This is a genomic window from Sodalis sp. C49 (genome assembly GCF_046352915.1).
In the GTDB taxonomy this organism is placed as follows: domain Bacteria; phylum Pseudomonadota; class Gammaproteobacteria; order Enterobacterales; family Enterobacteriaceae; genus Acerihabitans.
Genome location: NZ_CP163303.1, coordinates 3,457,419 through 3,483,684 on the forward strand (window position 1 = coordinate 3,457,419; position 26,266 = coordinate 3,483,684).

Consider the following 26,266-nt stretch of genomic DNA (forward strand, 5'->3'; position numbering starts at 1 on the left):
CAACACAGCGGGGCGGGCGCGTTCTTTTCCTGCCGTTAAAAAACGAAGCCCCAGCCTTGCGGCCGGGGCTTCGTTAAACAGCAAAAGTCACACTGGGTGATTTTTGTGCTGTCGGTCAGGCAATTATTTTTTACTGACCGGAACGCTGAAACGTTTGTTAAAGCGATCAACACGTCCGCCGGTATCAACAACACGTTGTTTACCGGTGTAGAACGGATGGCAGGCGCCGCAAACGTCCAGGGTCAAATCGTGGCCCAGGGTGGAGTGGGTCTTGATAACGTTACCGCAAGAACAGGTTGCAGTAATTTCTACGTATTTCGGATGGATATCTTTTTTCATGGAAAACCTCGTCGTAAGGCCGCGTCGCTATCCAGTCTTCTTCCGCCGGACACCACGCGAAGGGAGTTGAGTTTCTCTAATGCCGGATGGCACCAAAGGCGGCGAATCATACAGAATGCCGCCGGGCTTTGCAAACACATCCGTGCATTGAAGGCGACACAGTGTACACTATCAGCGCAATTTTTCCACCCTGGATGAGTCGATGCCTGTTGTTCACGTTGCGCTACCGGTGCCATTGGCACGCACGTTCGATTATCTTTTGCCCGGCCATCTGCGCCCCGCGGTGGGTGGGCGCGTCCGCGTTCCCTTTGGACAACGCCACGCCATCGGCATCGTCACCGGCATCAGCGAAGAAAGCGAACTGCCGCTGGATAAACTCAAAAGCATCACCGACGTGCTTGATGAACATTCCCTATTCCCGCAAAGTCTGTGGCGGATTCTGAACTGGGCCATCGGTTATTATCATTACCCGGTCGGGGAAGTGCTGTTCCACGCGTTGCCGGTATTGATTCGCCAGGGCAAAGCGGCGGAAACGGCGCCGTTATGGCAATGGTTCGCCACCGAACAGGGACGCGCGACGGCGCTTGACACCCTGAAACGGGCGCCGAAACAGCAGCAGGCGCTGGCCGCCCTGTTGCAAGGCCCTGTCTACCGGCATCAGGTTGGGGAACTCATGCTGGCCGATAGCGCGCTGCAGGCCCTGCGCGCCAAGGGGTTGAGTGATTTACGTTCCAGCCCCGCCGCCGTCGGCGACTGGCGCGAGAGTTATCGGGTCGAGGGGGAACGACTGCGGCTTAATACCGAACAGGCCACCGCCGTCGGCGCCATCCGCAGCGAAGACGATCGGTTCGCCGCCTGGCTGCTGGCCGGGGTTACCGGCTCGGGCAAGACAGAAGTCTATTTGACGGTGCTGGAAAATATCCTGGCCAAAGGCAAGCAGGCACTGATCCTGGTGCCGGAAATAGGCCTGACCCCGCAGACGATTGCCCGCTTTCGTGAACGCTTTCACGCGCCGGTGGAGGTGCTGCATTCCGGTTTAAACGACAGTGAACGCATGGCGGTCTGGCTGAACGCGCGCAGCGGCGAAACGGCGATTGTCATCGGCACCCGATCGGCGCTGTTTACGCCCTTTGCCCGCCTGGGCATTATCGTTATCGACGAAGAGCATGACAGCTCTTATAAACAACACGAGGGCTGGCGTTATCATGCCCGCGACCTGGCGGTATTCCGCGCGCGCGAAGAAAACATTCCCATTGTGCTGGGGTCGGCGACGCCCGCGCTGGAAACGCTGTATAACGTCCAACTGAAAAAATACCGCAACCTGACGCTTGGCAAACGCGCGGGCAACGCCAGGCCCGCCACGCAGCAGTTGCAGGATCTGAAGGGACTGGCGCTGACCAACGGCATGTCGCAGCCGCTGTTGAAAAAAATGCGTACCCATCTTGATGCCGGCAACCAGGTGATGCTGTTCCTGAACCGGCGCGGCTTCGCCCCGGCGCTGTTATGCCACGAATGCGGCTGGATCGCCGAATGCCAGCGCTGCGATCATTATTATACCCTTCACCAGCAGCAGCGCCTGATGCGTTGCCATCATTGCGACAGCCAGCGACCGATCCCCAATCAATGCCCGCAGTGCGGTTCAACCCAGTTGGTGCCGGTCGGCCTCGGTACCGAGCAGCTTGAAGAAACGCTGACGGCATTATTCCCCACCACCCCCATTACCCGTGTCGATCGCGACACCACGTCGCGCAAAGGCGCGTTGGAACACCATTTGGCCGAAGTGCATAAAGGCGGCGCCCGTATTTTAATCGGCACCCAGATGCTGGCGAAAGGGCACCATTTCCCGGACGTCACGCTGGTGTCGCTGCTGGATGTGGACGGCGCGCTGTTTTCGGCCGATTTCCGCTCGGCGGAGCGGTTCGCGCAGCTCTATACCCAGGTTTCGGGACGCGCGGGGCGCGCCGGTAAACCGGGCGAAGTGTTCTTGCAAACGCATCATCCCGATCATCCGTTATTGCAGGTATTACTGCATGAAGGGTATATGGCTTTTGCGCTACAGGCGCTGGCCGAACGCCAGACGGTGCTGTTGCCGCCCTTTACCAGCCATATTCTGTTTCGGGCGGAAGACCACGATAACCAACAGGCCAGGCAGTTCCTGGAGCGACTGCGCCAGTTGCTGGATGCCAGCCCGTTACGCGATGAGTCCCTGTGGCTGATGGGACCTATCCCAGCGCTGCAGCCCAAACGCGGCGGACGTTTTCGCTGGCAACTGCTGCTGCAACACCCTTCGCGCGCGCAATTGCAACGACTGGTCGCCGCCAGCCTGCCGCTGGTGGGCACCATGACCCAGGCGCGCAAGGTAAAGTGGTCGCTGGATGTGGATCCGGTGGATATTTAATCCTGACGGGGTTATCAGTATTTTGCGCATCACATTCGGATAATATTCAAAGTTTGTACCGGAACGATCTTTTTAGTCACTCAAGTAACGCACTATCTGATAGAAAAGACGGGCCAGGGGACACTGGGATCGTCCCGTGCCGCCACGCGCGGCCGGCATCTTTCCGGGCGCTGGTGTTGAGGGTCGCACCGGAACACCGTATGGAACATGCGCGATAAAACGTGCCTATTGCGCTGACATCAGGAGAAAGATGTGGAATCTAAAAAGTTTGCCGGCCTGGCGACCATGAAGGATGTGGCGGAAAAAGCCGGCGTGTCGACAGCCACGGTTTCCAGGGCGCTCATGAATCCGGAGAAAGTCTCCGTCACCACGCGTAGAAAAGTCCAGCTCGCCGTAAGCGATGTCGGCTATTCCCCGCAGCCTCTCGGCCGCCAGGTAAAACGAAATGAAACCTGCAACCTGCTGGCCCTGGTGCCGGATATCTGCGATCCCTTTTTCTCTGAAATCCTGCGCGGCATTGAGGAAACCGCCGATGAAAACGGCTATCTGGTCCTGATTGCCGACTACGCCCACCAGCGCCCACATAAAAAAAGCTTCAGTGATTTGATCATTGCCAGGCAGATAGATGGTATGTTGCTGCTCGGGTCCGAGCCGCCATTTGCCATTGATATCGCAGAGCAGCAAAACCTGCCGCCGATGGTGATGGTCAATGAGTTTGTTCCGGAGCTTGCATTGCCCACGGTGCATATCGATAATCTTACCGCGGCCTATGAGGCGGTGGATTATCTGTTCAGCCTTGGCCACCAGCGTATCGCCTGCATTAGCGGCCCGGAGCATCTGATGCTTTGTCATTATCGGGTACAGGGGTATATTCAGGCGCTGCGACGTCATGGCATCCCGCCCGAAGATCATATTGTCATCCAGGGCGACGTGAGTTACGAGGCAGGCGCGGCGGGACTTAATGCATTAATTTCGCGAACGTATCCGCCTACTGCTATCTTTTGTCACAGTGATATCATAGCGTTTGGCGTTTTATCCCAGGCGAAGAAAATTGGGCTGGACGTGCCGGGGGATTTGTCCCTGGTCGGCTTCGACGATATAACGCTTGCGAAATTCTGCGACCCACCGTTGACTACCGTGGCCCAGCCGAGCTACCAGCTTGGCCGAGAGGCGTTATTGTTACTCTTGCAGCAGCTCAGGCAACAGGCGGTAGCGAATACCTCCCTGCTATTGGATAGCAAACTGATCGTCCGGGGCAGTACCGCCATGCCCCGCATAAAACGAAATGCGCTTTAGGACTACAGGCGCTGGTCAAATATTATTGCCTTCAGTAACATGACGGGCTGGTTACTTTCTCAAACTTAGCGAAACGACAGTGGCACAAAGAGACTATGTAGGCCGTGGAAGGACAAACACGCGGCGCAAAAAAACCAACAGTCGAAAAAAACGCACCTCTTCCGGCATCTCAAAGACCATGATCGCATTGGCCGTTGCCGTATTGATTACGTTTATTGGCGGTCTCTACTTTATTGCCCACAATAAGACGGAGGAGGCAGTCATTCTGCCGAGCCACGGCAACCATACCAGCAACGGCCTGCCGCCTAAACCGGAAGAGCGTTGGCGTTATATTAAAGAGCTGGAAAATCGCCAGATAGGGGTGCAAACGCCTACCGAGCCCACCGCGGGCGGCGAGGTGCAAACACCCGCCCAGTTGACCGACGAGCAGCGCCAGTTGCTTGAGCAGATGCAAGCGGACATGCGCCAGCAGCCGACCCACCTCAACGAAGTGCCTTATAACGACCAGGTGAAATCGTCGGCGGCAAATCACGCCCGTAACCAGCAGAACCAGCAATCATTCCAGACGACGCCTGCGCCGCGTCCAACGCCTGCCGCCACGCCGGTACAACCGCGCCAGGTTTTCTCCGCGCCGGTTGAGCAACAGCCGCCGCGCCAGGCGCCGGCCGTACAGCAGGTGCAACAGCCGCCGCGCCAGGCGCCGGCCGCACAGCAGGTGCAACAGCCGCCGCGCCAGGCGCCGGCCGTACAGCAGGTGCAACAACCGCCGCGCCAGGCGCCGGCCGCACAGCAGGTGCAACAGCCGCCGCGCCAGGCGCCGGCCGCACAGCAGGTTCAACAGCCGCCGCGCCAGGCGCCGGCCGCACAGCAGGTGCAACAGCCTCATCAGGCGCCGGTGACTGCCATACAACCGGCGCCCCAGACGAAAACGGAAGCCCGCGCCGAACCCAAGGCCGAAGCGAAGGCGGAAAAAGAACCGGCGGAAAAAGCCCAACGCTGGCTGATCCAGTGTGGTTCGTTTAAAGCGATGGATCAGGCCGAGTCTATCCGCGCCCAGCTCGCCTTCGGCGGCATTGAAAGCCGGATCACCAGCAATGGCGGCTGGAACCGCGTCATGTTGGGCCCCTATTCCACCCGCGCCGGCGCCGATAAGTCGCTGCAAAATTTACGCGCGTCCGGGGTGTCAAATTGCATTCCCATTGCCAGTGGGGGTTGAAAACCCTTAATCCCACCCCATCTATAAATTCAATATGTCTCATACTCATTATGAGACGCTTGAATCTATAGTTACCGGAGGGTTGCACGTGACAACAATCGTAAGCGTACGCCGCAATGGCCGTGTGGCCATCGGCGGCGACGGCCAGGCTACCCTGGGTAATACCGTGATGAAAGGGAATGTGCGCAAAGTCCGTACGCTTTACCATGATCAAGTGATAGCGGGTTTTGCCGGCGGCACCGCGGATGCCTTTACCTTATTCGAACTGTTCGAGCGTAAGCTGGAACTGCATCAAGGCCATCTGACCAAGGCGGCCGTGGAGTTGGCTAAGGACTGGCGTACGGATCGCATGTTACGCAAGCTGGAGGCCATACTGGCGGTGGCGGATGAACAGACGTCGCTTATCATTACCGGCAATGGCGATGTTATACAGCCGGAAGACGATCTGATCGCCATTGGTTCCGGCGGGCCGTATGCCCAGGCCGCCGCGCGCGCCTTGCTTGATAACACCGAGCTTGGCGCGCGGGATATCGTGGAGAAAGCATTGACGATCGCGGGAGACATCTGCATTTACACCAATCAATTCCACACGATTAAAGAAATCACCTCCAAAGTGAAGGAGCCTGAAAATGTCTGAGATGACTCCACGCGAAATCGTCAGCGAACTCGACGACTATATTATCGGACAGCATAATGCAAAACGCGCGGTTGCCATCGCGCTGCGCAATCGCTGGCGCCGCATGCAGCTGGACGAAGCATTGCGTCATGAAGTGACGCCAAAAAATATCCTGATGATCGGCCCGACCGGCGTCGGTAAAACAGAAATCGCCCGCCGTCTGGCAAAACTGGCCAACGCGCCGTTTATCAAGGTGGAAGCCACTAAATTTACCGAAGTCGGTTACGTCGGCAAAGAAGTGGATTCAATCATCCGCGATCTCACCGACGCGGCGGTAAAAATGGTGCGCCTGCAATCCATGGATAAAAACCGCCAGCGCGCCGAAGAATTAGCGGAAGAACGCGTGCTGGATGTGCTGATCCCGCTGCCGAAAAATAATTGGGGCCAGCCGGAGGAGACCGCCGAACCGTCGGCGGCGCGTCAGAATTTCCGTAAAAAGCTGCGCGAAGGCCAGCTGGACGATAAAGAGATCGAGATAAACCTGGCCGCCGCGCCGATGGGCGTCGAGATTATGGCGCCTCCGGGAATGGAGGAGATGACCAATCAGCTGCAATCGATGTTCAAAAACCTGGCCGGGCAAAAACAAAAACCACGCAAGATTAAAATCAAGGAAGCGCTGAAGCTGCTGGTCGAGGAAGAGGCGGCAAAGCTGGTCAATCCGGAAGAGCTGAAAGAGCTGGCTATCGAAGCCGTCGAACAGCACGGCATCGTATTTATCGATGAAATTGATAAAATCTGCAAACGCGGCGAAACGTCCGGCCCGGATGTCTCCCGCGAGGGCGTGCAACGGGATTTACTGCCGTTGGTGGAAGGCTGTACCGTCTCGACGAAACACGGCATGGTAAAAACCGACCATATCCTGTTTATCGCCTCCGGCGCGTTCCAGGTGTCCAGCCCGTCCGATTTGATTCCGGAGCTGCAAGGCCGGCTGCCGATCCGCGTCGCGCTTGAAGCCCTGACGACCAACGATTTCGAGCGTATCCTGACCGAACCCAGCGCTTCCCTGACGATTCAGTACAAAGCGCTGATGGCCACCGAAGGCGTCAGCATCGAATTTACCGCCGACGGCATCCGACGCATCGCCGAGGCCGCCTGGCAGGTCAACGAACGCACCGAGAATATCGGCGCCCGTCGCCTGCATACCGTGCTTGAGCGCCTGATGGAAGATATTTCCTATGACGCCAGCGAATGGGATGGTAAAACAATTTCAATTGATGCAGATTATGTTCGTAGCCATCTGGATGAGCTAATATCTGACGAAGATTTGAGCCGATTTATCCTGTAAGCGCCAAGGGGTAAACGACATCCGCAATGGGAGGCTCCGGCCTCCCGTTTTTTTTTTGCCAAAACCGGGTATTACACATAAGATTCGTTAATTATGAGCGAAACCGTCACCATCAGCCCGACCAAAGCCTGGATGGTCAGCCTGCGCCTGCGCACGCTGCCGCTGGCGCTGGCCTCTATCGTCACCGGCTCGGCGATTGCCGGCTGGCAAGGCCATTTTAAACCCGGCGTCGCGCTGCTGGCGCTGCTTACCGCCGCGCTGCTGCAAATCCTGTCCAATCTGGCCAACGATTATGGCGATTCAGTGAAAGGCAGCGACGATCACGGCCGCATCGGGCCGCTGCGCGGTATGCAGATGGGCGTTATCTCCCGCGGGCAGATGAAACTGGCGTTGATTATCGCCATCGCCCTGTCGCTGATTTCCGGCGCAACGCTTATTGCCGTGGCCTGCGAAAAACCCGCCGATATCCTGGGTTTCCTGGCCCTCGGCGTACTGTCGATTATCGCCGCCATTACTTATACCATGGGTACGCGCCCCTACGGTTATATGGGCTTGGGCGATCTGTCGGTGCTGATTTTTTTCGGCTGGCTCAGCGTCGGCGGCAGCTATTATCTGCAAACCGGCGCCTTCCATACCATCGTGATGCTACCGGCTACCGCCTGTGGGCTATTGGCGGCCGCCGTGTTGAATATCAATAATCTGCGGGATATCGAAACCGATCGCCTGACCGGGAAGAACACGCTCGCGGTGCGTCTCGGGCCGCTGCGGGCGCGTTATTATCATGCGGGCCTGCTGGCGTGCGCGGTGTTGTGCCTGGCCGTTTTCACCCTGCTTGAGTTGCGCAACCTGGTAGGCTGGCTGTTCGCCCTGGCCGTGCCGGCGCTGTATATGCAGGCGCGTTATGTCCTGCACGAGCCAGACCCGTCAGGCATCCGTCCCATGCTGGAAAAAACCGTAAAATGCGCGCTGCTGATCAATATCCTGTTTGCCGTGGGGCTGCTGTTTAGCTAAACGTTTTCTGACGCGCATCAAGTTAACAATTGATGGTTTTGGCAACTGGCGCGAGAACGCGATATACTTTCCGCTCCAGCGGCAAACCGACGTAAATCCTATGAAATACGATACTTCAGAACTATGCGACATTTATCATGAAGACGTGAATGTTGTCGAACCTCTCTTCAGCAATTTCGGCGGGAGGACATCGTTTGGCGGGCAAATCGTTACCGTGAAATGTTTCGAGGATAATGGTTTGCTTTATGACGTGCTTGAAGAAAACGGCCTTGGCCGCGTGTTGGTCGTTGATGGCGGCGGGTCGGTCAGGCGCGCGCTGATTAATGCCGAGCTGGGCACGCTTGCGGTGCAAAACGAGTGGGAAGGTATCGTGGTTTACGGCGCGGTGCGCCAGGTGGACGATCTTGAAGAGCTTGACCTAGGCATCCAGGCCATGGCCGCCACGCCTGCCGGCGCCGCGAGCGAAGGCATAGGCGAGAGCGATATCCGGGTCAATTTTGGCGGGGTAACCTTCTTTTCCGGCGATCATCTTTACGCCGACAATACCGGTATTATCCTGTCGGAAGACGCGCTAGATCTTGAGTAATTGGCGGCAACGCGCAAAAGGGCGATCTGGCATCGCCCTTGTTGTTGCCCGCAAGCCGGCGTTACACTTCCTCCATCTTACTGAGCAATGCGCGTAAACGCTCTTGCCACACGCCCTGCTCCTGCTTCAACTGCTCATTTTCGTTAACCAGCGACTCGCGGTTGCTGGACGCTTGCTGAATTTCCTGAGCCAGACTGTTATTCTTCTCTTTCAATTCTTCAATTTCCATTTGCAACAGCGTGATGGTATCTATCGCCTGCTGTACCTTCGCTTCTAATTTTTCAAATACTTCAAAAGCCATTTCAGCCCCCTTAAGCCTACAAGGTGTAATCATGAATGGGAGCTACACGCCGGCGTGTAGCCCTTAAATCGTCTTGGCGTCAGCACCGCTACAGGCGCGTATCACATTGCCCCGGGTACAGCCTGGAGAGGGGATTTTATGTAGCGCCTCCCCCAGTGTCCAGCCGCAATCGTCTAAACGGCCGAATGAGTCGGTTATTGTACGCTATGAACCCAACGTGCAGCGGAAAGTTTTGCCGGCGATGAGATGCTCGTTTTAGCAATTAACACATTTTGTTAAAAAAGGTGATAGCCAGCACACAGAAATTTTGCCCATAACAGCCTAAATTAAGCGAATACGCTCATTTTTATGACGTACTGCACACAATTTGATTTCGATATTTCTCGTTTCTGCTCGTTAACGATAAATTTACAACATACCTACATGCCTTACTAGGTAAGATTTGATTCGGTAAGCAGACATGTCCACCACTGCTACCCCACTTTTCGCCAGCAGGAAAAGATTATGAGCCAACAAAAAACTCCAACACTGAAAGGCCAATGTATCGCTGAATTTCTGGGCACCGCCTTGCTGATTTTCTTCGGCGCCGGCTGCGTTGCCGCACTGAAGCTGGCCGGCGCCAGCTTCGGCCAATGGGAAATCAGTATCATCTGGGGCTTTGGCGTCGCCATGGCGGTTTATCTTACCGCCGCCGTTTCCGGCGCGCATCTCAGCCCCGCGGTGTCCATCGCGCTATGGCTGTTCGCCAATTTCGAGCGCCGCAAGGTGGTGCCCTACATCGTTGCGCAAATGCTCGGCGCCTTCTGCGGCGCAGCGGTGGTCTACGGTCTTTACTACAACCTGTTCATCGACTTCGAGCAGGCAAACCATATGGTCCGCGGCAGCGTGGAAAGCCTCCAGCTGGCCGGGGTATTCTCAACCTATCCTAACCCGCATATTTCCGTGATCCAGGCGTTTTTAGTGGAAACGGTGATTACCGCCATTCTGTTATGCCTGATCCTGGCCTTGACCGACGACGGCAATGGCATTCCCCGCGGCCCGCTGGCGCCGCTGCTGATCGGTATCCTTATCGCGGTCATCGGCGCATCCATGGGGCCGTTGACCGGGTTCGCCCTTAACCCCGCCCGTGATTTCGGTCCCAAGGTATTCGCCTACCTGATGGGCTGGGGCAAGGTAGCCTTTACCGGCGGCCGTGAAATTCCCTACTTCCTGGTGCCGCTGATTGCACCGATCATCGGCGGCTGCCTTGGCGCCTTTATCTATCGCTCGCTGATCAGCCCTTACCTTCCTTCTAATATTATCGAGGATGGTTTGGAAGAGACCCGCTCGGCAAACACAGCAAAATCCGAACGCAAAGCGTAATGCTTACTGTGCCAATGTTAACTTTTGCAGGAATCTATTATGTCATCAGATAAAAAATATATTGTGGCTCTCGATCAGGGAACGACCAGCTCACGCGCCATTGTCATGGATCATGACGCCAATATCGTCAGCGTTTCGCAGCGCGAATTCACCCAGATTTATCCCAAACCAGGCTGGGTAGAGCACGACCCGATGGAAATTTGGGCATCGCAAAGCTCGACACTGGTGGAAGTGCTGGCTAAAGCCGACATCCGCTCCGACCAGATCGCGGGCATCGGCATTACCAACCAGCGTGAAACGGCGGTGGTCTGGGATAAGGAATCCGGCAAGCCTGTTTACAACGCCATCGTCTGGCAGTGCCGCCGTACTTCGGATATGTGTGAAAAGCTTAAACGCGATGGCCATGAGGAGTACGTACGCAAAACCACCGGGCTGGTTATCGATCCCTATTTCTCGGGCACCAAGGTGAAATGGATCCTGGATAATGTCGAGGGCGCCCGGGAACGCGCCAAACGCGGCGAACTGCTGTTCGGCACCATAGATACGTGGCTTATCTGGCGCATGACCCAGGGTCGCGTGCACGTTACCGACTATACCAACGCCTCCCGTACCATGCTGTATGACATCCATAACCTGCAATGGGACGACAAGCTGCTGGAAATCCTGGATATTCCCCGCTCCATGCTGCCCGAGGTCCGTCCCTCGTCCGAAGTGTACGGCCAGACCAATATCGGCGGTAAAGGCGGGACCCGTATTCCCATCGCCGGTATTGCCGGCGATCAGCAAGCCGCGTTGTTCGGACAGCTGTGCGTCCAGCCTGGTATGGCCAAGAATACCTACGGCACCGGCTGCTTCCTGCTGATGAATACCGGCACCAAGGCGGTGCAATCGAAACACGGCCTGCTGACCACCATCGCCTGCGGACCGCGTGGGGAAGTCAATTACGCCCTGGAGGGCGCGGTGTTTGTTGCCGGCGCCGCCATCCAGTGGCTGCGCGACGAAATGAAACTGATAAGCGACGCTACCGATTCGGAGTATTTCGCCAGCAAGGTGAAGGATACCAACGGGGTGTACGTGGTGCCGGCGTTCACCGGCCTGGGCGCGCCGTATTGGGATCCCTATGCGCGCGGCGCGATATTCGGTTTGACCCGCGGCGTTAATGCGAATCATATTATTCGCGCCACGTTGGAATCCATCGCCTTCCAGACCCGCGATCTTCTTGACGCCATGCAGGCCGATTCCGGCGCCCGCCTGCAGTCCCTGCGGGTTGACGGCGGCGCCGTGGCCAATAATTTCCTGATGCAGTTCCAGTCCGATATCCTCGGCACCCGCGTCGAGCGTCCCGAAGTACGGGAAGTGACCGCACTGGGCGCGGCGTATCTGGCCGGCCTGGCGGTAGGCTTCTGGAGCGATTTGGAGGAGGTCAGGAGCAAGGCGATTATCGAGCGAGAATTCCGCCCAAGCATTGAAACGGTGGAACGCAACGTTCGCTATAGCGGCTGGCAAAAAGCGGTTGAGCGCGCCCGCTCATGGGAAGAACGCTCGGACGAATAATACCCCGGCCGGCACGTTTTTTTACCCTGGCCGCATTGCGCCGCGGTCCCCGCGCCCGGAATGCGCGCCAGGTGTGATAAACTTTGCGATAAACTTCTCTTAAGTGGATACGCAAGGTTTAAGCATGAAACGTGAATTAGCCATCGAATTCTCCCGGGTGACCGAAGCCGCCGCGCTGGCGGGCTATAGCTGGCTGGGCCGCGGCGATAAGAACGCGGCCGACAATGCGGCGGTTCAGGCCATGCGCATTATGCTCAACCAGGTGCAGATCGACGGCCGGATTGTGATTGGCGAAGGCGAAATTGACGAAGCGCCGATGCTTTTCATCGGCGAAGCCGTCGGCACCGGCCAGGGAGACGCGGTGGATATCGCGGTGGACCCTATCGAAGGCACCCGTATGACGGCCATGGGCCAGGCAAATGCGCTGGCGGTATTGGCGGTGGGTGAAAAAGGCGCTTTTCTGCATGCGCCTGATATGTATATGGAAAAGCTGGTGGTCGGCCCAGATGCCAAAGGCGCCATTAACCTCAGCCTGCCCCTGGACGAAAACCTGCGTAATATTGCCCATACGCTGAATAAGCCGCTTTCGCAGCTGACCGTGGCCATTCTGGCCAAACCCCGTCATGACGACTGTATTGCCGCTTTGCAGCGGCTTGGCGTGCGCGTATTTACCATTCCCGACGGCGATGTGGCCGCCTCCCTGCTTACCTGCATGCCGGATAGCGAAGTGGACGTGATGTACGGTATAGGCGGCGCGCCTGAAGGGGTTATCTCGGCGGCGGCCATCCGCGCGATGGATGGCGATATGCAGGGCCGGCTGTTGCCCCGCCATCAGGTCAAAGGCGACACCGCGGCCAACCGCCTGATAGGCGACGATGAGCTGGCGCGCTGCGCCGCCATGGGCATCAGCGCCAATACCGTGCTGACGCTTAACGATATGGCGCGCAATGACAACGTGGTCTTTTCCGCCACCGGCATTACCAAAGGGGATCTGTTAAACGGCATCACCCGCAAAGGCAACCTGGCCACCACTGAAACCTTGTTGATCCGCGGCAACAGCCGCACCATCAGGCGTATCGCCTCAACCCATTACCTTGATCGCAAGGATGCCGCCCTGCACCCCTTTATTCTTTAACCTGCGGATTTCGCGCCATGGCATCAATTGCAAAACGTATTGTTAACAATTACAGTCGTCCCGCTGGATGCCAAGGCTGAATTAGCCGATAATGACGCGTTCGCGGCGTAACAAAAAAGGTCGCGCAGGCAACCATGCCGGCGCTTACCGGATCCGCTATCATCACCAGCCGCTGTGACAGAGTGGAGAATCGTTAGCCGGTCCGGGTACCGGCCGGAAAGACCAAGGGGAAAGTGAGTTATGGCAGAATGGGTGACCGGGAAAATCATACATGTGGAACACTGGACGGAGAGCCTGTTTAGCTTAACCGTTAACGCCCCCGTCGATCCTTTTACCGCCGGACAGTTTGCCAAACTCGGCCTGGAGATCAACGGCGAGCGTGTCCAGCGCGCGTATTCCTACGTCAACGCGCCGCACAGCGATAACCTGGAATTTTACCTGGTGACGGTGCCGGAGGGTAAGCTTAGCCCGCCGCTCCACGCCTTGCAGCCTGGGGATTCGTTAATGATCACCAAAGAGGCCGCCGGCTTTTTTGTCCTTGATGAAATCCCGGAATGTGAAACGCTATGGATGCTGGCGACCGGCACGGCGCTGGGGCCTTTTCTGTCCATCCTGCAGCAGGGGGAGGGACTGGAGCGCTTTAAGGATATCGTGCTGGTACACGCCGCGCGTTTTGCCCGTGACCTCAGCTACCTGCCCCTGATGCTGGAACTGCAGCAGCGTTTTAACGGCAAGCTGCATGTGCAGACGGTGGTCAGCCGCGAGGAGGTTCCCGGCTCGCTGACCGGCCGCGTTCCCGCCCTGATAGCCGACGGGTCCCTGGAAGCCGCGGTTGGGCTGCCGTTAAATGCCCAAACCGGCCATGTGATGTTATGCGGTAATCCGCAAATGGTCAGGGACACCCAGCAGATATTAAAAGATACCCGCGAAATGCGTAAACATCTGCGGCGCAAGCCGGGCCATATTACCAGCGAGCACTACTGGTAAGCGCCATGCGAATTTACTGGTTAAGATCACTGGGAATCTACGCACTGTGAACAGCAAAATCCGCTTCGTTATCCCGGCCCTGTTGCTGGCATTGCTGTTCCCGGCGGCGATGGGCGCGGCGGCGGAAAACCCCGCCGACACGCCCGCCCCCGCGCCTTATTTGCTGGCCGGCGCCCCCACCTTTGATCTGACGGTGGTGACATTCCGCGAGCAGTTTAATGCGCACAATCCCGCGCTGCAGATAGGCGAGTTCCGGGCTATCGACAGCCGTGGCGACGGCATGAATCTCACGCGCGCCGCCAGTAAAATCAACGGCACCCTGTATGCGTCCACCGCCCTGGAAAAGGGCAGCGGCAAGATCAAGACCTTGCAACTGACCTATCTGGCGGTGGAAGGCGGCAGCGAAAAAGCGGCGCGCGCCGTGGCCGTGAGTTATATGGCCGCGCTGCTGCGGGAGTTCGAGCCGGCATTGACGGCGGCGCAAAGTAACGCCCGGGTGGCCGACCTGCTGGCCAAAGGGAAAGGCTCGCGCTTTTTCCAGCAGTCCTGGGGAGCCTTGCGTTATGTGGTGGCCGATAATGGTGATAAAGGTCTCACTTTTGCCATAGAGCCGGTTAAGCTCGCCTTATCCGAACCCTGAGCGGCCGCGGTTTCATGACAAAAAACAAAGCCACCGCGGCGCTTTCTCTCTATACTGGGGACAGGTAATGCTGTCCCCGGGACAGTCAATTTTTTATTTCGCGTTCCCTATTGGAGATTTTAAAATGCGATATCCGTTAGTGATGGGTAACTGGAAGCTGAACGGCAGCAAGCGTTTGGTTAACGATCTGATCGCCGCGCTGCGCACGGAATTAAACGGCGTGACCGGCTGTGGCGTGGCTATTGCGCCGCCGGTCGTCTATCTGGAGCAGGCTAAGCGCCAGCTTGCCGGCAGCCAACTGGCGCTGGGCGCCCAAAACGTCGATACCAATCTCTCCGGCGCGTTTACCGGTGAAGTGTCCGCCGAGATGCTAAAGGATATTGGCGCCAAATATATCATCATCGGCCACTCCGAGCGCCGCACCTATCATAAAGAAAGCGACGAACTTATCGCCGAGAAATTCGCGGTTCTGAAAGAAGCGGGCCTGATCCCGGTATTGTGTATCGGCGAAAGCGAAGCCGAAAACGAAGCCGGTGAGACCGAAGCGGTCTGTGCCCGCCAGCTGGACGCGGTATTAAACGCCATGGGCGCTAAGGCCTTTGACAACGCGGTTATCGCCTACGAACCTATCTGGGCCATCGGTACCGGCAAATCGGCCACCCCGGCGCAGGCGCAGGCGGTTCATAAATTTATCCGCGGCCATATCGCCAAACACGACGCCGCGGTGGCTGAACAGGTTATTATTCAGTACGGCGGCTCGGTGAATGCCGGCAACGCGGCGGAACTGTTTACCCAGCCGGATATCGACGGCGCGCTGGTAGGCGGCGCCTCGCTGAAAGCCGACGCCTTTGCGGTGATCGTCAAAGCGGCGGCGCAGGCCAAACAGGCCTGAGATAACGCCACGGGCGGGTTCACGACGCGTTAACCGTCCCGCCCCCTCGTTATCGTCGCCCTGAACCGTAAACCGGGTCTCATCCCCCGTGTTTGCGGTTTTTTTTTCGCCATGATTAAACCCACGGCACAACTCAGCGACGGCCGACCGACGCCCGCTCCACCAGCTCGGGGGTCAGCACCAGCACCTGGGGTTCGGTATCGGGATGTTCTAACCGGTAAAGCAGGGTGTCGATCGCCAATTGGCCAAGCGAGTCTTTCGGCTGGTTAATCGTGGTCAGCGGCGGGGTAAGGTATTTTGCCAGCTCGATATCATCATAACCGATGACCGCCATATCTCCCGGCACCGACAGCCCGGCCTGGTACAGCGCCTGGTAGACGCCCACCGCAACCGCATCGTTGCCGGTAAATACCGCATGGGGCGGCTCGCCGAGGGACAGCAGTTGTTGCATCGCGCTTACGCCGCCGCCAAATTCGAAATCGCTGAAAACTTCATAACCGGCCGGCACCGCCAGCCCGGCGCGCGCCATGGCGAGGCGATACCCCTGCAGGCGATGGCGGGCGGTGGTTTTATCCTGCGGGCCGGATATACAGGCGATTTTGCTGTAGCCGCGCGCAATCAGATAGTCGGTAGCCAGGCACCCGCCCAATAACGAGTTATCCTGGATAATATCCAGCGCGTCCTCAAACGGCGTCCAATCCATCATGACAATCGGCAGCGAGGGGTAGCGGCGCAGCGCCAGGCGGGAAGGCCGGTTATTTTCGGTACACATGATAAGCAGCCCGTCGACGCGTTTTTGCAGCAGCGTCTCCATACTACGGCTCATGCGATCGGCATCCTCTTCGGTATTACACAGGATCAGGCTGTAGCCCCGCTCGTAGCAACTGCGTTCGACGCCGTGCACCACCTCCGCGTAAAACGGGTTATTACTGGAGGTAATCAGCATGCCGATGGTGCGCGTCTGGTTGATCTTTAAACTGCGGGCCAGAGCCGACGGCGCGTAGTTGAGCTGTTCCACCACCGCCAGCACTTTAGCGCGCACCCTATCGCTGACAAACCGGTTGTTATTGATCACGTGCGATACGGTGGAAGTGGAAACGCCCGCCAGACGGGCAACATCCTTCATGGTGGCCAAATAAGCTCCTAACCCTGCAGAAAAGCGTCGATTTCATCACGCCAGGGAATTGACGGCTGCGCCCCCGGACGGGTTACCGCCAACGCGGCGGCGGCATGGGCGAACCTGACGGCGTTATCCAGGTCCTGGTCTTCGAGCAGCGCGGTCATCAGCGCGCCGTTAAACGTATCGCCCGCCGCGATGGTATCCACCGCCTTGACCTTGAATCCGGGCACCCGCTTGCGATTGCCACGTTCGCTCAGCCACACACCGCGGCGGCCAAGGGTAATGATAACCGTAGCGATGCCCTTATCATGCAAAATCCGCGCGGCGCGGGCGGCGCTGGCGTCATCGGTGACGGCGACGCCGGTCAGTTGCTCCGCCTCGGTTTCATTGGGCGTAATAATATCTACCAAGGCCAGCAATTCGTCCGGCAGCTGACGCGCCGGGGCCGGGTTTAATATCACCTGGGTCTGGTGATCGCGCGCCAGGCGGGCGGCGGCGATCACGGTATCAAGGGGGGATTCCAACTGCATCAATAATGCCGCGGCATGGATGACCAACTGCTCATAGCGGGCCAGGTAGGCCGGCGTTACCGCGGCGTTAGCGCCTGGATGGATGCCGATGACATTTTCACCCTCCGCGTTGACAAAAATCAGCGCGACGCCGGTGCTGGCGCCAGGGCTGGGTTCCACGGGCAGAATATCAATGTTGTCCGCCTGCAGCTGCCGGCGAATCTGCGCGCCGATAGCATCCTCGCCCACGCAGGCGATAAAGGCGATATCGGCGCCGCTGCGGCCGGCGGCCACCGCCTGATTAGCGCCTTTGCCGCCGAACGCCACCTGATAGCTGCCGCCAATTACCGTTTCACCGGGACGGGGAAATTGTTGTAGATTAAGTATATGATCCGCGTTAATGCTGCCGAGAACCACCAGCTTTTTTATTGCCATAGCCTGTATCCTGGTTAGAAGCGTTATCGCCGGCGCGCGGCGATAACACAAGGCGCTGCTGTCGAGGTTTTACGGGCTTATTTGGTGACCAGCTTCAGGGCAACCGGGATCACCGCATCCACTTTTTCGCCTTTCAGAACCTTGTCTGCGGTTTCCACGCCGATTATACCGATCTGGTCGGGCTGCTGCGCCACGGTGGCGGCAAGTTTACCGCTTTGCACCGCTTTGATGCCGTCGGCGGTGCCGTCAAAACCCACCACCAGCACATCGGTTTTATTCACGGTTTGCAGGGCGCGCATGGCGCCCAGGGCCATTTCGTCGTTCTGCGCGAATACCGCCTGCACCGCCGGATGCGCGGTCAGCAGGTTCTGCATCACGTTAAGCCCTTTGGTGCGATCGAAATCGGCGGGCTGGCTGGCCAGCATAGTAAATTTATACTGATCGGCCGATTGTTTAAACCCTTCGCCGCGCTCACGCGCAACAGACGTGCCGGCGATACCTTCCAGCTGGATAACCTTGGCGTTCTGGCCCAGTTTTTCACCGATAAAATCACCGGCCATTTTGCCGCCGACCCGGTTGTCGGAGGCGATATGGCTGACGACGGCCCCTTTGCTGGCCTTACGATCGAGGGTGATCACCGGGATCTTGGCCTGGTTGGCAATAATGACCGCGTTGCCCACCGCGTCGGAATCGCTTGGGTTGATAAGCAAAAGCTTAACGCCGCGCACCGTCAGATCCTGCACATTGGCCAGTTCCTTGGCCGGGTTGTTTTGCGAATCGAGCACCACCAGCTGATAACCCAATTTATCCGCTTCCTGCTGGGCGCCGTCTTTCATGGAAACGAAGAACGGATTATTCAGCGTGGACACCACCAGCGCGATGCTGTCTTTCGCCAGGGCATTGGCGCTGAGAGTGGCGCTTAACGCCACGGCGGACATCAAAAAAGCTAATTTTTTCATTTTCATCTTTATCATTCCTGCGGGAGAGGTTATTTACTGCTTTTGTTATCTACCAGCACCGCCAACAAAATCACCACGGCTTTAACAATCATCTGGTAGTAGGAGGAAACGCTCAATAAATTCAGTCCGTTATTAAGAAAGCCCAGGATCAGCGCGCCGACCAGCGTCCCCATGATGCGCCCTTTCCCGCCGGACAGGCTGGTACCGCCCAGCACCACCGCGGCGATGGCGTCCAGCTCATAGCCGGTACCCGCCGTGGGCTGCGCCGAGGACAGGCGCGCCACTTCGATAACGCCCGCCAACGCCGCGAGCAACCCGCACAGCGCGTAGACGATGACCTTGACCCGATCGACGCTGATGCCGGACAGCCGGGTGGCGGCTTCATTACCGCCCAGCGCATAGATATAACGGCCCAGGCGGGTGTGATGCAGCATGTACCAGGCGGCAAGAAACACCACGGCCATGATCCATACCGGCGTGGGCACGCCAAGGGGACGACCGATGCCAAACCAGCCAAACGCGTCGGCCGTATCGCTGAAACCGGTGTTTACCGGACTGCCGTTGGTATACACCATGGTGATACCGCGCAGCAGCAGCATCATGACCAGGGTGGCGATAAAGGCCTGTACCCTGCCCTTCGCCACAATCAGGCCGGTGATGGCGCCGATGGCCGCGCCCAGCGCCAGGGAGGCGCCCACCGCCACCATGACATTCATTTCCAGCCCCACCACCGAGGCGGCTACCGCGCCGGTCAGCGCCAGCAGGGACCCGACGGACAAGTCAATGCCTGCGGTGAGGATCACCAGCGTCATACCCACCGCCATGATGGCGTTGACCGAGGTCTGCTGGAGAATATTGAACAGATTGTTGAGGCTGAAAAAATTGGCGCTCATTGAAGAAACCACGGCGATCAGCACCAGCAGCGCAATCAACGATTTTTGCTCCAGCAGCCAGGCTTTGCTGATGCCGCGTTTAACGGGGATAGTCCGGGAATTCATTACTGATTCTCCTGCTGGGTACGATAAAGCTTGCCGACGGCCGCGGCCATCAGCACTTCCTGGGTGGCCTGTTCGATGGGGAATATGCCGCTTAAGCGGCCTTCATGCATCACCATGACGCGATCGCTCATGCCAAGGACCTCCGGCATCTCGGAGGACACCAGGATGATGGAGAGCCCTTCCTGTTTAAACTGGTTGATCAACTGGTAAATCTCTTTCTTGGCGCCCACGTCGACGCCCCGGGTCGGCTCATCCAGGATCAGCACCTTAGGGCGTGTCATCAGGCCGCGCGCAATGGCGACTTTTTGCTGGTTGCCACCGGACAGCAGGCCGATAGGCTGCTCCATCGACGGCGTTTTGATATTAAATAAACGGATAAAATCCCCGACAGCCACCCGCTCGTCGGCGTGTTTCAGCCAACCGGCCTGATGGCTAAAGTAGCGCAGGGCGGTTAAAGTCATGTTTTCCTTTACCGACATGCCCAGCACCAGTCCGTCGCGCTTGCGATCCTCGGAAATATAGACAATGCCGTTGGCAAGCCCGTCCTGGGGCGACCTGGCGACCACGGCACGTCCGTCGAGCGTCACGCTGCCGCCGGTGCGCCTGGCGGCGCCATAGAGGGTTTTCATCAGTTCGGTACGGCCGGCGCCCATCAGCCCGGCGCAGCCCAGGATTTCCCCCTGGCGCAGGGAGAAACTGACGTCATGCACCCCGGGGCCCGACAGGTGGCTGACCAGCAGGCGCTCCTCGCCCGGACGCTGCGTGACGCGCGGATACTGTTCCTCCAGGCGGCGGCCCACCATCATTTCAATCAGCCTGTCTTCCTGCAGCTCGTTTACCGGCCGTTCGGCAATAAACTGCCCGTCGCGCATCACCGTGACATCGTCGCAGATCTCGAAAATTTCCTTTAGCCGATGGGAGATATAGACAATGCCGCACCCCTGCTGCTTCAGTTCGTTTATCACACTGAACAGCGATGCCGTTTCCGTATCGGTTAACGCATCGGTGGGCTCGTCCATGATGATCACCTGCGACTTAAAGCTGATTACCTTGGCGATTTCCACCATCTGCTGATCGCCAATCGATAATTCCCCCACCAACCGGTGGCTGCTATAGGCCAGGTTCAGGCGGCCCAGGAGTCGGTCCGCTTCGCGATACATCCGCTTCCAGTCGATGCCGCCGATACGGTTAAGGAATTCGCGCCCCAGGAAGATATTTTCGGCGATCGTCAGTTCAGGGATCAGGTTAAGTTCCTGATGGATGATACCGATACCGGCCTCCTGCGACGCCTTGGGGCCGCTGAAGGCAACTTCCTTTCCCATAAATATGAGCGTACCGGCATCCTTGCTGTAAATCCCGGTCAACACCTTCATCATGGTGGATTTACCGGCGCCGTTCTCCCCCACCAGCGCCATCACGCGGCCGGGATACACGGTCAGCGCCGCGCCGGAAAGCGCTTTGACGCCCGGAAACGACTTGTCTATCCCGCTCAGTTGCAGTAAGGGTTGCATAAATGCCTCAGAAGGTGACGCCGGCGCAGAGGATAACGTTGGCGAAGGGCGAGCACTCCCCGCTGCGAATAACGGCCCGGCTGTGGGCGGTCTGCGCTTTGAATGCCTGATGGCTGATATAGTCGATGACGATGGTATTGCCCTGCGCTTGCTCCAGCTGGGACAGCCCGGCCAGCAACGCCTGGTGCAGCGCGGGATTATGGGCGGCCATTTCGCTGGCGATTATCGCCCTTTCCACCTGCATCTCACTGGCCACGACGTCGAACACCTGTAAAAAGCCCGGCACGCCCTGGGTCAACGCCAGATCGATCCTGGCGGCTGTCGCGGGTATGGGCAACCCGGCATCGGCAATGACGATTTCATCGGTATGCCCCAAGCGGGAAATCAACGCGGAAACCTCGGCGTTGAGCAGTAATCCTTTTTTCATTGGCAGATCCTCCCAGCGAAACGTTTCGCTGGGCTGAAAATAATCACAAACGGGCCAAGCCACAAGCGGGAAACATCAAAAATGTGATCGCCATCGAAACGTTTCGCTGGACCAGGCGGCACGGCGGCGGCTGGCGTGACCACCGGCGCGTTGTTCATTATCGCCGGATAAAGAGCGGCCGCATCCTTGCCATGGCCTCAGGGCGCCATCTTTTGTTTGATCTCATAAATCACATCGTCCCATCTTTCTTCGCCACGCATGTTTAGACTGTGTTTATAGTCGTTGCCGCTGCGAAAAAAATCTTTTTTAATATCAATGATATCAATGGGGAAAAACATTTCACTTTCTGCATCCCACAACATATTCGCCCCATGGAGATCAGCGTGTATCATATTGACATTATTTAGTTTTTCCAGCATATCGACAAAGCGTTCAACTGCATCGTGCGGCAGGGAGCCCTCGGGAAGTGAATCTAACGTTATGCCGGGAATTTTGTACATTCTGTTATAAAAATTACCATCATTATCAGCAAATACCTTTGCCGATTCCGGGCCATAATATAAACGAAAGCTTTCAGCCTCCTTTTCCGCCAACATTTCAATATCTATATCGGCGTCGCCATCCGGATGTGGTCGCATCATCTTGATATACCAATTGGGATCCTGGCCATCCTGGAAAACGATACCGTAATCACCTTCACCAATCTGCGTACCGAGCAGGAGTTCAAGGTTAACGGATTCGTCATCGGGATCAAACACAGGCACTTTCCGCCCTTGCGCCGGCGCCACATTGACGGCGCTTTCATCAATTTTAAACCGTTTTGCCCAGGGAGGAATTTCACTAAACTGTTCAATATGCAAGGCAAACGAATATTCGTTAAACAGTCCCTCCTGGGGGAAATGGTATTGAGACAGCAGTGTTTTGGCCTGTTCAAGGTCGAACCCATCCAGGTCCTTGAGAATATCCACAGCATGCTTACGCGGCCTGAGTCCCGCCCGGCCGCTCATGCCAATCTTACGGAGATCGTTAATCCTTTCCCTAAAATTTTCGACATGAAATTTATTTTTCTTGAAGCGAAGGTTGATTTTTCGATGATTATTCATCAGAAAAAACTTGTATGCGGTTTGCGGATACCTTTTTACTTTAAAATATTTATTTTTAATTTTCAGATATGAATTATTATTTATATCCCAGCGCAGGCCAAGCTTATCAGGCGTGGACAAATCGAACGCGTTGACGCTCTCCCCGACAATATCCTTGGCAATGGCGCGTCGCAGCGTTTTGGCGACATGGATTGACGTCGGCGCTTCAAACAACCAGCGGCGACCGTCAAACTCGACGGGATGGCCGCGACGGCCAGGCATAGCCCGATTAAAAATTTCATATTTAAGGCCTCTTTTGGGCACTACCGCCGCGCGCACAGGCACTAATTCTCCCTTCAGCTCAACCACCCTCATTATGACATTATCACCCATAGCCATTGTGTCTTTTGACCTGACTTCAATAATTTTACCGGCACCATAGTGTTTGGGATTAAGGTTATCAACCTGAATATATTCATAGGCGCCGTCAAACCTCATCTTGAACGACTTAATTCTTTTCTCTTGTCTAAACGTGAAGGCAGGTTTGTTATTGTGTGTGCCAAGATGCCAAGAATGGCTGATTTTTTCATGATATACCGGAATCCGGGATTCCGTTCCGTCATGGTTCCGCAATTTCACTTCGTGCGTTCTTTTCACCGCGCTATACTTAAGTTCATAATTCTCGCCATATAATTTAATAAATTTCTTACCGTTTTGTACTGTATAATCAACTCCCTGCCCTTCAGGCACATCTCCGCCGATATGGATCTTATCATTTATCGCGTCATAAAAAACTTTCCGGCCAGTTTTAGCGTTATTACCCTGCTGCCCAGTTGGAATAATGTATTCACCCGCTTCTGTTTGCCGAACACGCTGGATGGCGCCATCTAGGTCAACGGCAAGATGTTTGACAGTATTGATACCGGTCGGATATTTTTCGTGAACAAATACCCCGTCTGGATCAAAGGCATTAGCCTTTTGCAATTCCCGTGGTTTGTGATGTAACAGTGGATTTGAAAAAGCCCTGCGGTCGGTAATGCCAACCTCGGTATTGAACAGCAGATTGGCCATTTCCTCAGCCGAAAATTCGTTCCTGACGCAGTTGCTGTCACCATTGATGGAATGGCCTGATACAGACAAGGCTTTTGCCGAAGTATATTTTATAATCGGGTACGCGCCAATAGTGTAAATCCCGAAAATGATGTCATGACCAAGATTGACAACTTCAAACAGTATGGCTCCTATTTCAGAAAGTTCACCATTACCCCAGATCCACTCCTTAAGTTTTTCGGCGAAACCACGAACGGGATTCCTGATATATTCGCCGGTGACAAGCAGACTATCCCCCAATACTTTCCCTTGGTTGGTTTTGGTCCTGATATGGCAATTCTTTTCAATATAATCCCGGTAATCCTGTTCTTGCAGACCGACTGAGATATCTAAAGATATTCGCTTCTGTCTAAAAGACTTATCCTTTTTTGACGAAATATACATAAACGCAATCGCGTCTTGACCGATGCCATGCTCCGCATAGCCTTGTCCCGCGCTTAACATGTTAAACAGTAGCCGTTGTGGTGCCTTGCCCTTCATTTCATGGATGCTGTTTGCGGGTGGCGCCGCCGCCGGGCCTGCGGGCGCGGCCTGGCGAGAAAGCAACGGAGAAACGGCGCGCCCGGATGGCCGCACGGCTGCCGGCGCCAGGCTCACTGATATATTGGTGGCCAGCGTGAGCGCCTGAAGCATGAGATGCGCCCTGGCGCCCACGACCCCATCGCCTGGCGACGCGGCCATGCCGTTCAATTTTTGCTGGATTTTTTTATTACTGACATAATCGTGAGTCTGGCTGTGGTAGCGTCCGATATGTTCCCTGTGCTGAATAGCGGATGATGGCATAATGTGAATCCCTTCCCTCCCTCTATCATGATGTTATTCAAGTCGCAATGACCTTTGCCAAGGCAAAAAACCCTTAATCATGACAAGCCGGGTGTTCATTAATTGAGAATTTGGTGCTGTTATCCATATGTTGCATAAAAAATTAGCGGGAGATAATTAAAATATGGAATACAGTGGGTTAACGATAGATTAACGAAGCGGCCAGCCCTTGTGCCGGCGGCAGACCGCGCTGCGGGATATTTTAAACGGCTGTCATACAAATCATAAAAATGCCGTACGGTGTCGCCGCACGGCATTTTTTTAAGATAAAACTTCGTATTGAGTTAATTTATAATTAACGCTGGCTGATTTGATCGTAACTGCCACCGGTGGAGAAATGGACTTTTTGCACTTTCTGCCAGTCGCCGAAGTCATCCTTAAGGGTAAATAATTTAATCTGCGGAAACTCCTTGGCGAACTCTTTGGCGATTGCCGGATCGCGCGGGCGATAATAATTCTTGGCGGCGATACGTTGACCTTCGGTTGAATAAAGATACTTCAGATATTCGGTCGCGATGTCACGCGTGCCCCGCTTGTCGACCACCTTGTCAACCACCGATACGGTAGGCTCAGCCAGGATGGATTCACTTGGCGCCACGATATCGAATTTATCTTTGCCGACTTCATTGACGGCCAGCAGCGCTTCGTTTTCCCAGGCGATCAGCACATCACCGATGCCGCGTTCCACAAACGTATTGGTAGAGGCACGCGCGCCGGAATCCTGTACTTCGACGTTTTTAAACAGGGCTTTGACAAAGTCCTGGGCCTTCGCCTGATCGTTATTATTATGATGCAGGGCGTAACCCCAGGCAGCCAGGTAATTCCAGCGCGCGCCGCCGGAGGTTTTCGGGTTTGGCGTAATGACCGAAATACCCGGTTTAATCAGATCCGGCCAGTCATGGATCTGTTTAGGATTACCTTTACGCACCAGGAAGACAATGGTGGAGGTGTAGGGGGCGGAGTTATCGGGCAGGCGGGTTATCCAGTTTTTATCGATGCTGCCGCGCTCGGCAATCGCATCCACATCGTATGCCAGCGCCAGGGTTACGACATCCGCGTCGAGTCCGTTGATAACCGAAGTGGCCTGTTTGCCGGAGCCGCCGTGCGACTGGCGCACCGTCACCTTATCTCCGGTCTTGTCCTGCCAATACTTACTGAAAGCCACGTTATAATCCTGGTATAACTCACGCGTCGGGTCATAGGATACGTTTAATAATTGAACATCCTTTGCCAGTGCGCTTCCAGATAACAGCATCAACAACAGCCCTGCTTGCCATTTCGACATCGTTCCACTCCCCAAGAGAATTTTTTGTCATGTGAATAGTGCTTAACCAGAGAGTGTCAGAAATCGCTGCGTGTTTTAAAGAATAAAAACGTAATTTATATAATCAAAAGAGATAACCAGTGAATGTGCCGCAACGGCACGGCAAAGGAACGGCGGCGTAACGGGCGTGCTCTGGGATTGGCGTCTACGAGAGGTTGGGCGGAGTAAAGGCGGGTGAGGCAAGAAAGGCCGGGTATTATTCTAAGGGCGCCGGGAAACGCCGCAATGGCGTTCTCATCCGTGAGAACCAAGGCCTTGTCCTTTGGCGGCGCCGTGGCCATCGGCTTGCGG

Annotated in this window: 23 protein-coding genes; 13 read left to right on the plus strand and 10 right to left on the minus strand. The window is 56.2% G+C overall.

All coding sequences use genetic code 11. The features are described from left to right. Positions 1 to 123: 123 nt before the first annotated feature. Positions 124 to 339, minus strand: coding sequence for a 50S ribosomal protein L31 (gene rpmE, locus ABUK12_RS15520; RefSeq protein ID WP_162367573.1), 216 nt, complete (start codon positions 337 to 339; stop codon positions 124 to 126). Positions 340 to 541: 202 nt separating this feature from the next. Here rpmE and priA point away from each other — a divergent pair, with 202 nt between their 5' ends. The 7 genes from priA (at position 542) to rraA (ending at position 8,807) form a co-directional block, all read left to right on the plus strand. Further along, positions 542 to 2,737, plus strand: coding sequence for a primosomal protein N' (priA, locus tag ABUK12_RS15525; protein WP_410012700.1), 2,196 nt, complete (start codon positions 542 to 544; stop codon positions 2,735 to 2,737). Between the two features lie 252 nt (positions 2,738 to 2,989). Beyond that, positions 2,990 to 4,033, plus strand: a complete 1,044-nt coding sequence (gene cytR, locus ABUK12_RS15530; RefSeq protein ID WP_410012701.1) for a DNA-binding transcriptional regulator CytR — start codon at positions 2,990 to 2,992, stop codon at positions 4,031 to 4,033. 79 nt (positions 4,034 to 4,112) lie between these two features. Continuing rightward, complete coding sequence (gene ftsN, locus ABUK12_RS15535) at positions 4,113 to 5,249, plus strand: cell division protein FtsN (protein WP_410012702.1); 1,137 nt, start codon at positions 4,113 to 4,115, stop codon at positions 5,247 to 5,249. 88 nt (positions 5,250 to 5,337) lie between these two features. Further along, entirely contained in the window at positions 5,338 to 5,886 is a 549-nt protein-coding gene (gene hslV, locus ABUK12_RS15540; protein WP_410012703.1) for an ATP-dependent protease subunit HslV, read from the plus strand. After that, positions 5,879 to 7,210: an HslU--HslV peptidase ATPase subunit gene (gene hslU, locus ABUK12_RS15545; protein ID WP_410012704.1), complete on the plus strand. Its 1,332-nt coding sequence runs from the start codon at positions 5,879 to 5,881 to the stop codon at positions 7,208 to 7,210. Before hslV ends, hslU begins: the two co-directional genes overlap by 8 nt. Positions 7,211 to 7,303: 93 nt before the next feature. Next, positions 7,304 to 8,221 (plus strand): 1,4-dihydroxy-2-naphthoate polyprenyltransferase, encoded by a 918-nt coding sequence (locus ABUK12_RS15550; RefSeq protein ID WP_410012705.1) that lies wholly within the window; start codon positions 7,304 to 7,306, stop codon positions 8,219 to 8,221. A 100-nt stretch (positions 8,222 to 8,321) separates the two neighbouring features. Next, a complete protein-coding gene (gene rraA / locus ABUK12_RS15555; RefSeq protein ID WP_162367566.1) occupies positions 8,322 to 8,807 on the plus strand; it encodes a ribonuclease E activity regulator RraA in 486 nt (161 codons plus the stop codon). A 61-nt stretch (positions 8,808 to 8,868) separates the two neighbouring features. Here the strand turns inward: rraA and zapB are convergent, their stop codons facing one another. After that, a complete protein-coding gene (gene zapB, locus ABUK12_RS15560; protein ID WP_410012706.1) occupies positions 8,869 to 9,108 on the minus strand; it encodes a cell division protein ZapB in 240 nt (79 codons plus the stop codon). 504 nt (positions 9,109 to 9,612) lie between these two features. Between zapB and ABUK12_RS15565 the strand changes: the two genes are divergently transcribed. The 6 genes from ABUK12_RS15565 (at position 9,613) to tpiA (ending at position 15,678) form a co-directional block, all read left to right on the plus strand. Next, positions 9,613 to 10,470: an MIP/aquaporin family protein gene (locus tag ABUK12_RS15565; protein WP_410012707.1), complete on the plus strand. Its 858-nt coding sequence runs from the start codon at positions 9,613 to 9,615 to the stop codon at positions 10,468 to 10,470. Positions 10,471 to 10,509: 39 nt separating this feature from the next. After that, positions 10,510 to 12,024 carry a glycerol kinase GlpK gene (gene glpK, locus ABUK12_RS15570; protein WP_410012708.1) on the plus strand — a complete coding sequence of 505 codons (1,515 nt, stop codon included), beginning with the start codon at positions 10,510 to 10,512 and terminating at the stop codon, positions 12,022 to 12,024. Between the two features lie 124 nt (positions 12,025 to 12,148). After that, positions 12,149 to 13,159 (plus strand): class II fructose-bisphosphatase, encoded by a 1,011-nt coding sequence (glpX, locus tag ABUK12_RS15575; RefSeq protein ID WP_410012709.1) that lies wholly within the window; start codon positions 12,149 to 12,151, stop codon positions 13,157 to 13,159. A 240-nt stretch (positions 13,160 to 13,399) separates the two neighbouring features. Further along, positions 13,400 to 14,146 (plus strand): ferredoxin--NADP(+) reductase, encoded by a 747-nt coding sequence (fpr, locus tag ABUK12_RS15580; protein ID WP_410012710.1) that lies wholly within the window; start codon positions 13,400 to 13,402, stop codon positions 14,144 to 14,146. Positions 14,147 to 14,192: 46 nt separating this feature from the next. Then, entirely contained in the window at positions 14,193 to 14,786 is a 594-nt protein-coding gene (locus ABUK12_RS15585; protein ID WP_410012711.1) for a DUF1454 family protein, read from the plus strand. Positions 14,787 to 14,910: 124 nt separating this feature from the next. After that, entirely contained in the window at positions 14,911 to 15,678 is a 768-nt protein-coding gene (gene tpiA / locus ABUK12_RS15590; RefSeq protein ID WP_410012712.1) for a triose-phosphate isomerase, read from the plus strand. Between the two features lie 133 nt (positions 15,679 to 15,811). Here the strand turns inward: tpiA and rbsR are convergent, their stop codons facing one another. From rbsR to ABUK12_RS15630, 8 genes are all read right to left on the minus strand, one after another. Beyond that, complete coding sequence (rbsR, locus tag ABUK12_RS15595; protein ID WP_410012713.1) at positions 15,812 to 16,813, minus strand: ribose operon transcriptional repressor RbsR; 1,002 nt, start codon at positions 16,811 to 16,813, stop codon at positions 15,812 to 15,814. 8 nt (positions 16,814 to 16,821) lie between these two features. Next, on the minus strand, positions 16,822 to 17,742 hold the full coding sequence (gene rbsK, locus ABUK12_RS15600; protein WP_410012714.1) for a ribokinase: 921 nt from the start codon (positions 17,740 to 17,742) through the stop codon (positions 16,822 to 16,824). Between the two features lie 77 nt (positions 17,743 to 17,819). Beyond that, entirely contained in the window at positions 17,820 to 18,707 is an 888-nt protein-coding gene (gene rbsB, locus ABUK12_RS15605) for a ribose ABC transporter substrate-binding protein RbsB (protein ID WP_410012715.1), read from the minus strand. Between the two features lie 23 nt (positions 18,708 to 18,730). Continuing rightward, complete coding sequence (gene rbsC, locus ABUK12_RS15610; protein ID WP_410012716.1) at positions 18,731 to 19,699, minus strand: ribose ABC transporter permease; 969 nt, start codon at positions 19,697 to 19,699, stop codon at positions 18,731 to 18,733. Beyond that, a complete protein-coding gene (rbsA, locus tag ABUK12_RS15615; RefSeq protein WP_410012717.1) occupies positions 19,699 to 21,210 on the minus strand; it encodes a ribose ABC transporter ATP-binding protein RbsA in 1,512 nt (503 codons plus the stop codon). Before rbsA ends, rbsC begins: the two co-directional genes overlap by 1 nt. 7 nt (positions 21,211 to 21,217) lie before the next feature. Continuing rightward, positions 21,218 to 21,637, minus strand: a complete 420-nt coding sequence (rbsD, locus tag ABUK12_RS15620; protein WP_410012718.1) for a D-ribose pyranase — start codon at positions 21,635 to 21,637, stop codon at positions 21,218 to 21,220. A gap of 197 nt (positions 21,638 to 21,834) precedes the next feature. Continuing rightward, on the minus strand, positions 21,835 to 24,612 hold the full coding sequence (locus ABUK12_RS15625) for a hypothetical protein (protein WP_410012719.1): 2,778 nt from the start codon (positions 24,610 to 24,612) through the stop codon (positions 21,835 to 21,837). A gap of 334 nt (positions 24,613 to 24,946) precedes the next feature. Beyond that, on the minus strand, positions 24,947 to 25,936 hold the full coding sequence (locus tag ABUK12_RS15630) for a sulfate ABC transporter substrate-binding protein (RefSeq protein ID WP_410012720.1): 990 nt from the start codon (positions 25,934 to 25,936) through the stop codon (positions 24,947 to 24,949). Positions 25,937 to 26,266 lie beyond the last annotated feature (330 nt).

Coding starts and splice junctions, on each gene's coding strand:
- ABUK12_RS15550 (WP_410012705.1), top strand. CDS start 7,304: ATGAGCGAAACCGTCACCATCAGCCCGACCAAAGCCTGGATGGTCAGC.
- zapB (WP_410012706.1), bottom strand. CDS start 9,108: ATGGCTTTTGAAGTATTTGAAAAATTAGAAGCGAAGGTACAGCAGGCG.
- rbsC (WP_410012716.1), bottom strand. CDS start 19,699: ATGAATTCCCGGACTATCCCCGTTAAACGCGGCATCAGCAAAGCCTGG.
- ABUK12_RS15625 (WP_410012719.1), bottom strand. CDS start 24,612: ATGCCATCATCCGCTATTCAGCACAGGGAACATATCGGACGCTACCAC.
- rbsA (WP_410012717.1), bottom strand. CDS start 21,210: ATGCAACCCTTACTGCAACTGAGCGGGATAGACAAGTCGTTTCCGGGC.
- priA (WP_410012700.1), top strand. CDS start 542: ATGCCTGTTGTTCACGTTGCGCTACCGGTGCCATTGGCACGCACGTTC.
- tpiA (WP_410012712.1), top strand. CDS start 14,911: ATGCGATATCCGTTAGTGATGGGTAACTGGAAGCTGAACGGCAGCAAG.
- rraA (WP_162367566.1), top strand. CDS start 8,322: ATGAAATACGATACTTCAGAACTATGCGACATTTATCATGAAGACGTG.
- rpmE (WP_162367573.1), bottom strand. CDS start 339: ATGAAAAAAGATATCCATCCGAAATACGTAGAAATTACTGCAACCTGT.
- glpX (WP_410012709.1), top strand. CDS start 12,149: ATGAAACGTGAATTAGCCATCGAATTCTCCCGGGTGACCGAAGCCGCC.
- ABUK12_RS15630 (WP_410012720.1), bottom strand. CDS start 25,936: ATGTCGAAATGGCAAGCAGGGCTGTTGTTGATGCTGTTATCTGGAAGC.
- rbsD (WP_410012718.1), bottom strand. CDS start 21,637: ATGAAAAAAGGATTACTGCTCAACGCCGAGGTTTCCGCGTTGATTTCC.
- ABUK12_RS15565 (WP_410012707.1), top strand. CDS start 9,613: ATGAGCCAACAAAAAACTCCAACACTGAAAGGCCAATGTATCGCTGAA.
- glpK (WP_410012708.1), top strand. CDS start 10,510: ATGTCATCAGATAAAAAATATATTGTGGCTCTCGATCAGGGAACGACC.
- hslU (WP_410012704.1), top strand. CDS start 5,879: ATGTCTGAGATGACTCCACGCGAAATCGTCAGCGAACTCGACGACTAT.
- fpr (WP_410012710.1), top strand. CDS start 13,400: ATGGCAGAATGGGTGACCGGGAAAATCATACATGTGGAACACTGGACG.
- rbsB (WP_410012715.1), bottom strand. CDS start 18,707: ATGAAAATGAAAAAATTAGCTTTTTTGATGTCCGCCGTGGCGTTAAGC.
- rbsK (WP_410012714.1), bottom strand. CDS start 17,742: ATGGCAATAAAAAAGCTGGTGGTTCTCGGCAGCATTAACGCGGATCAT.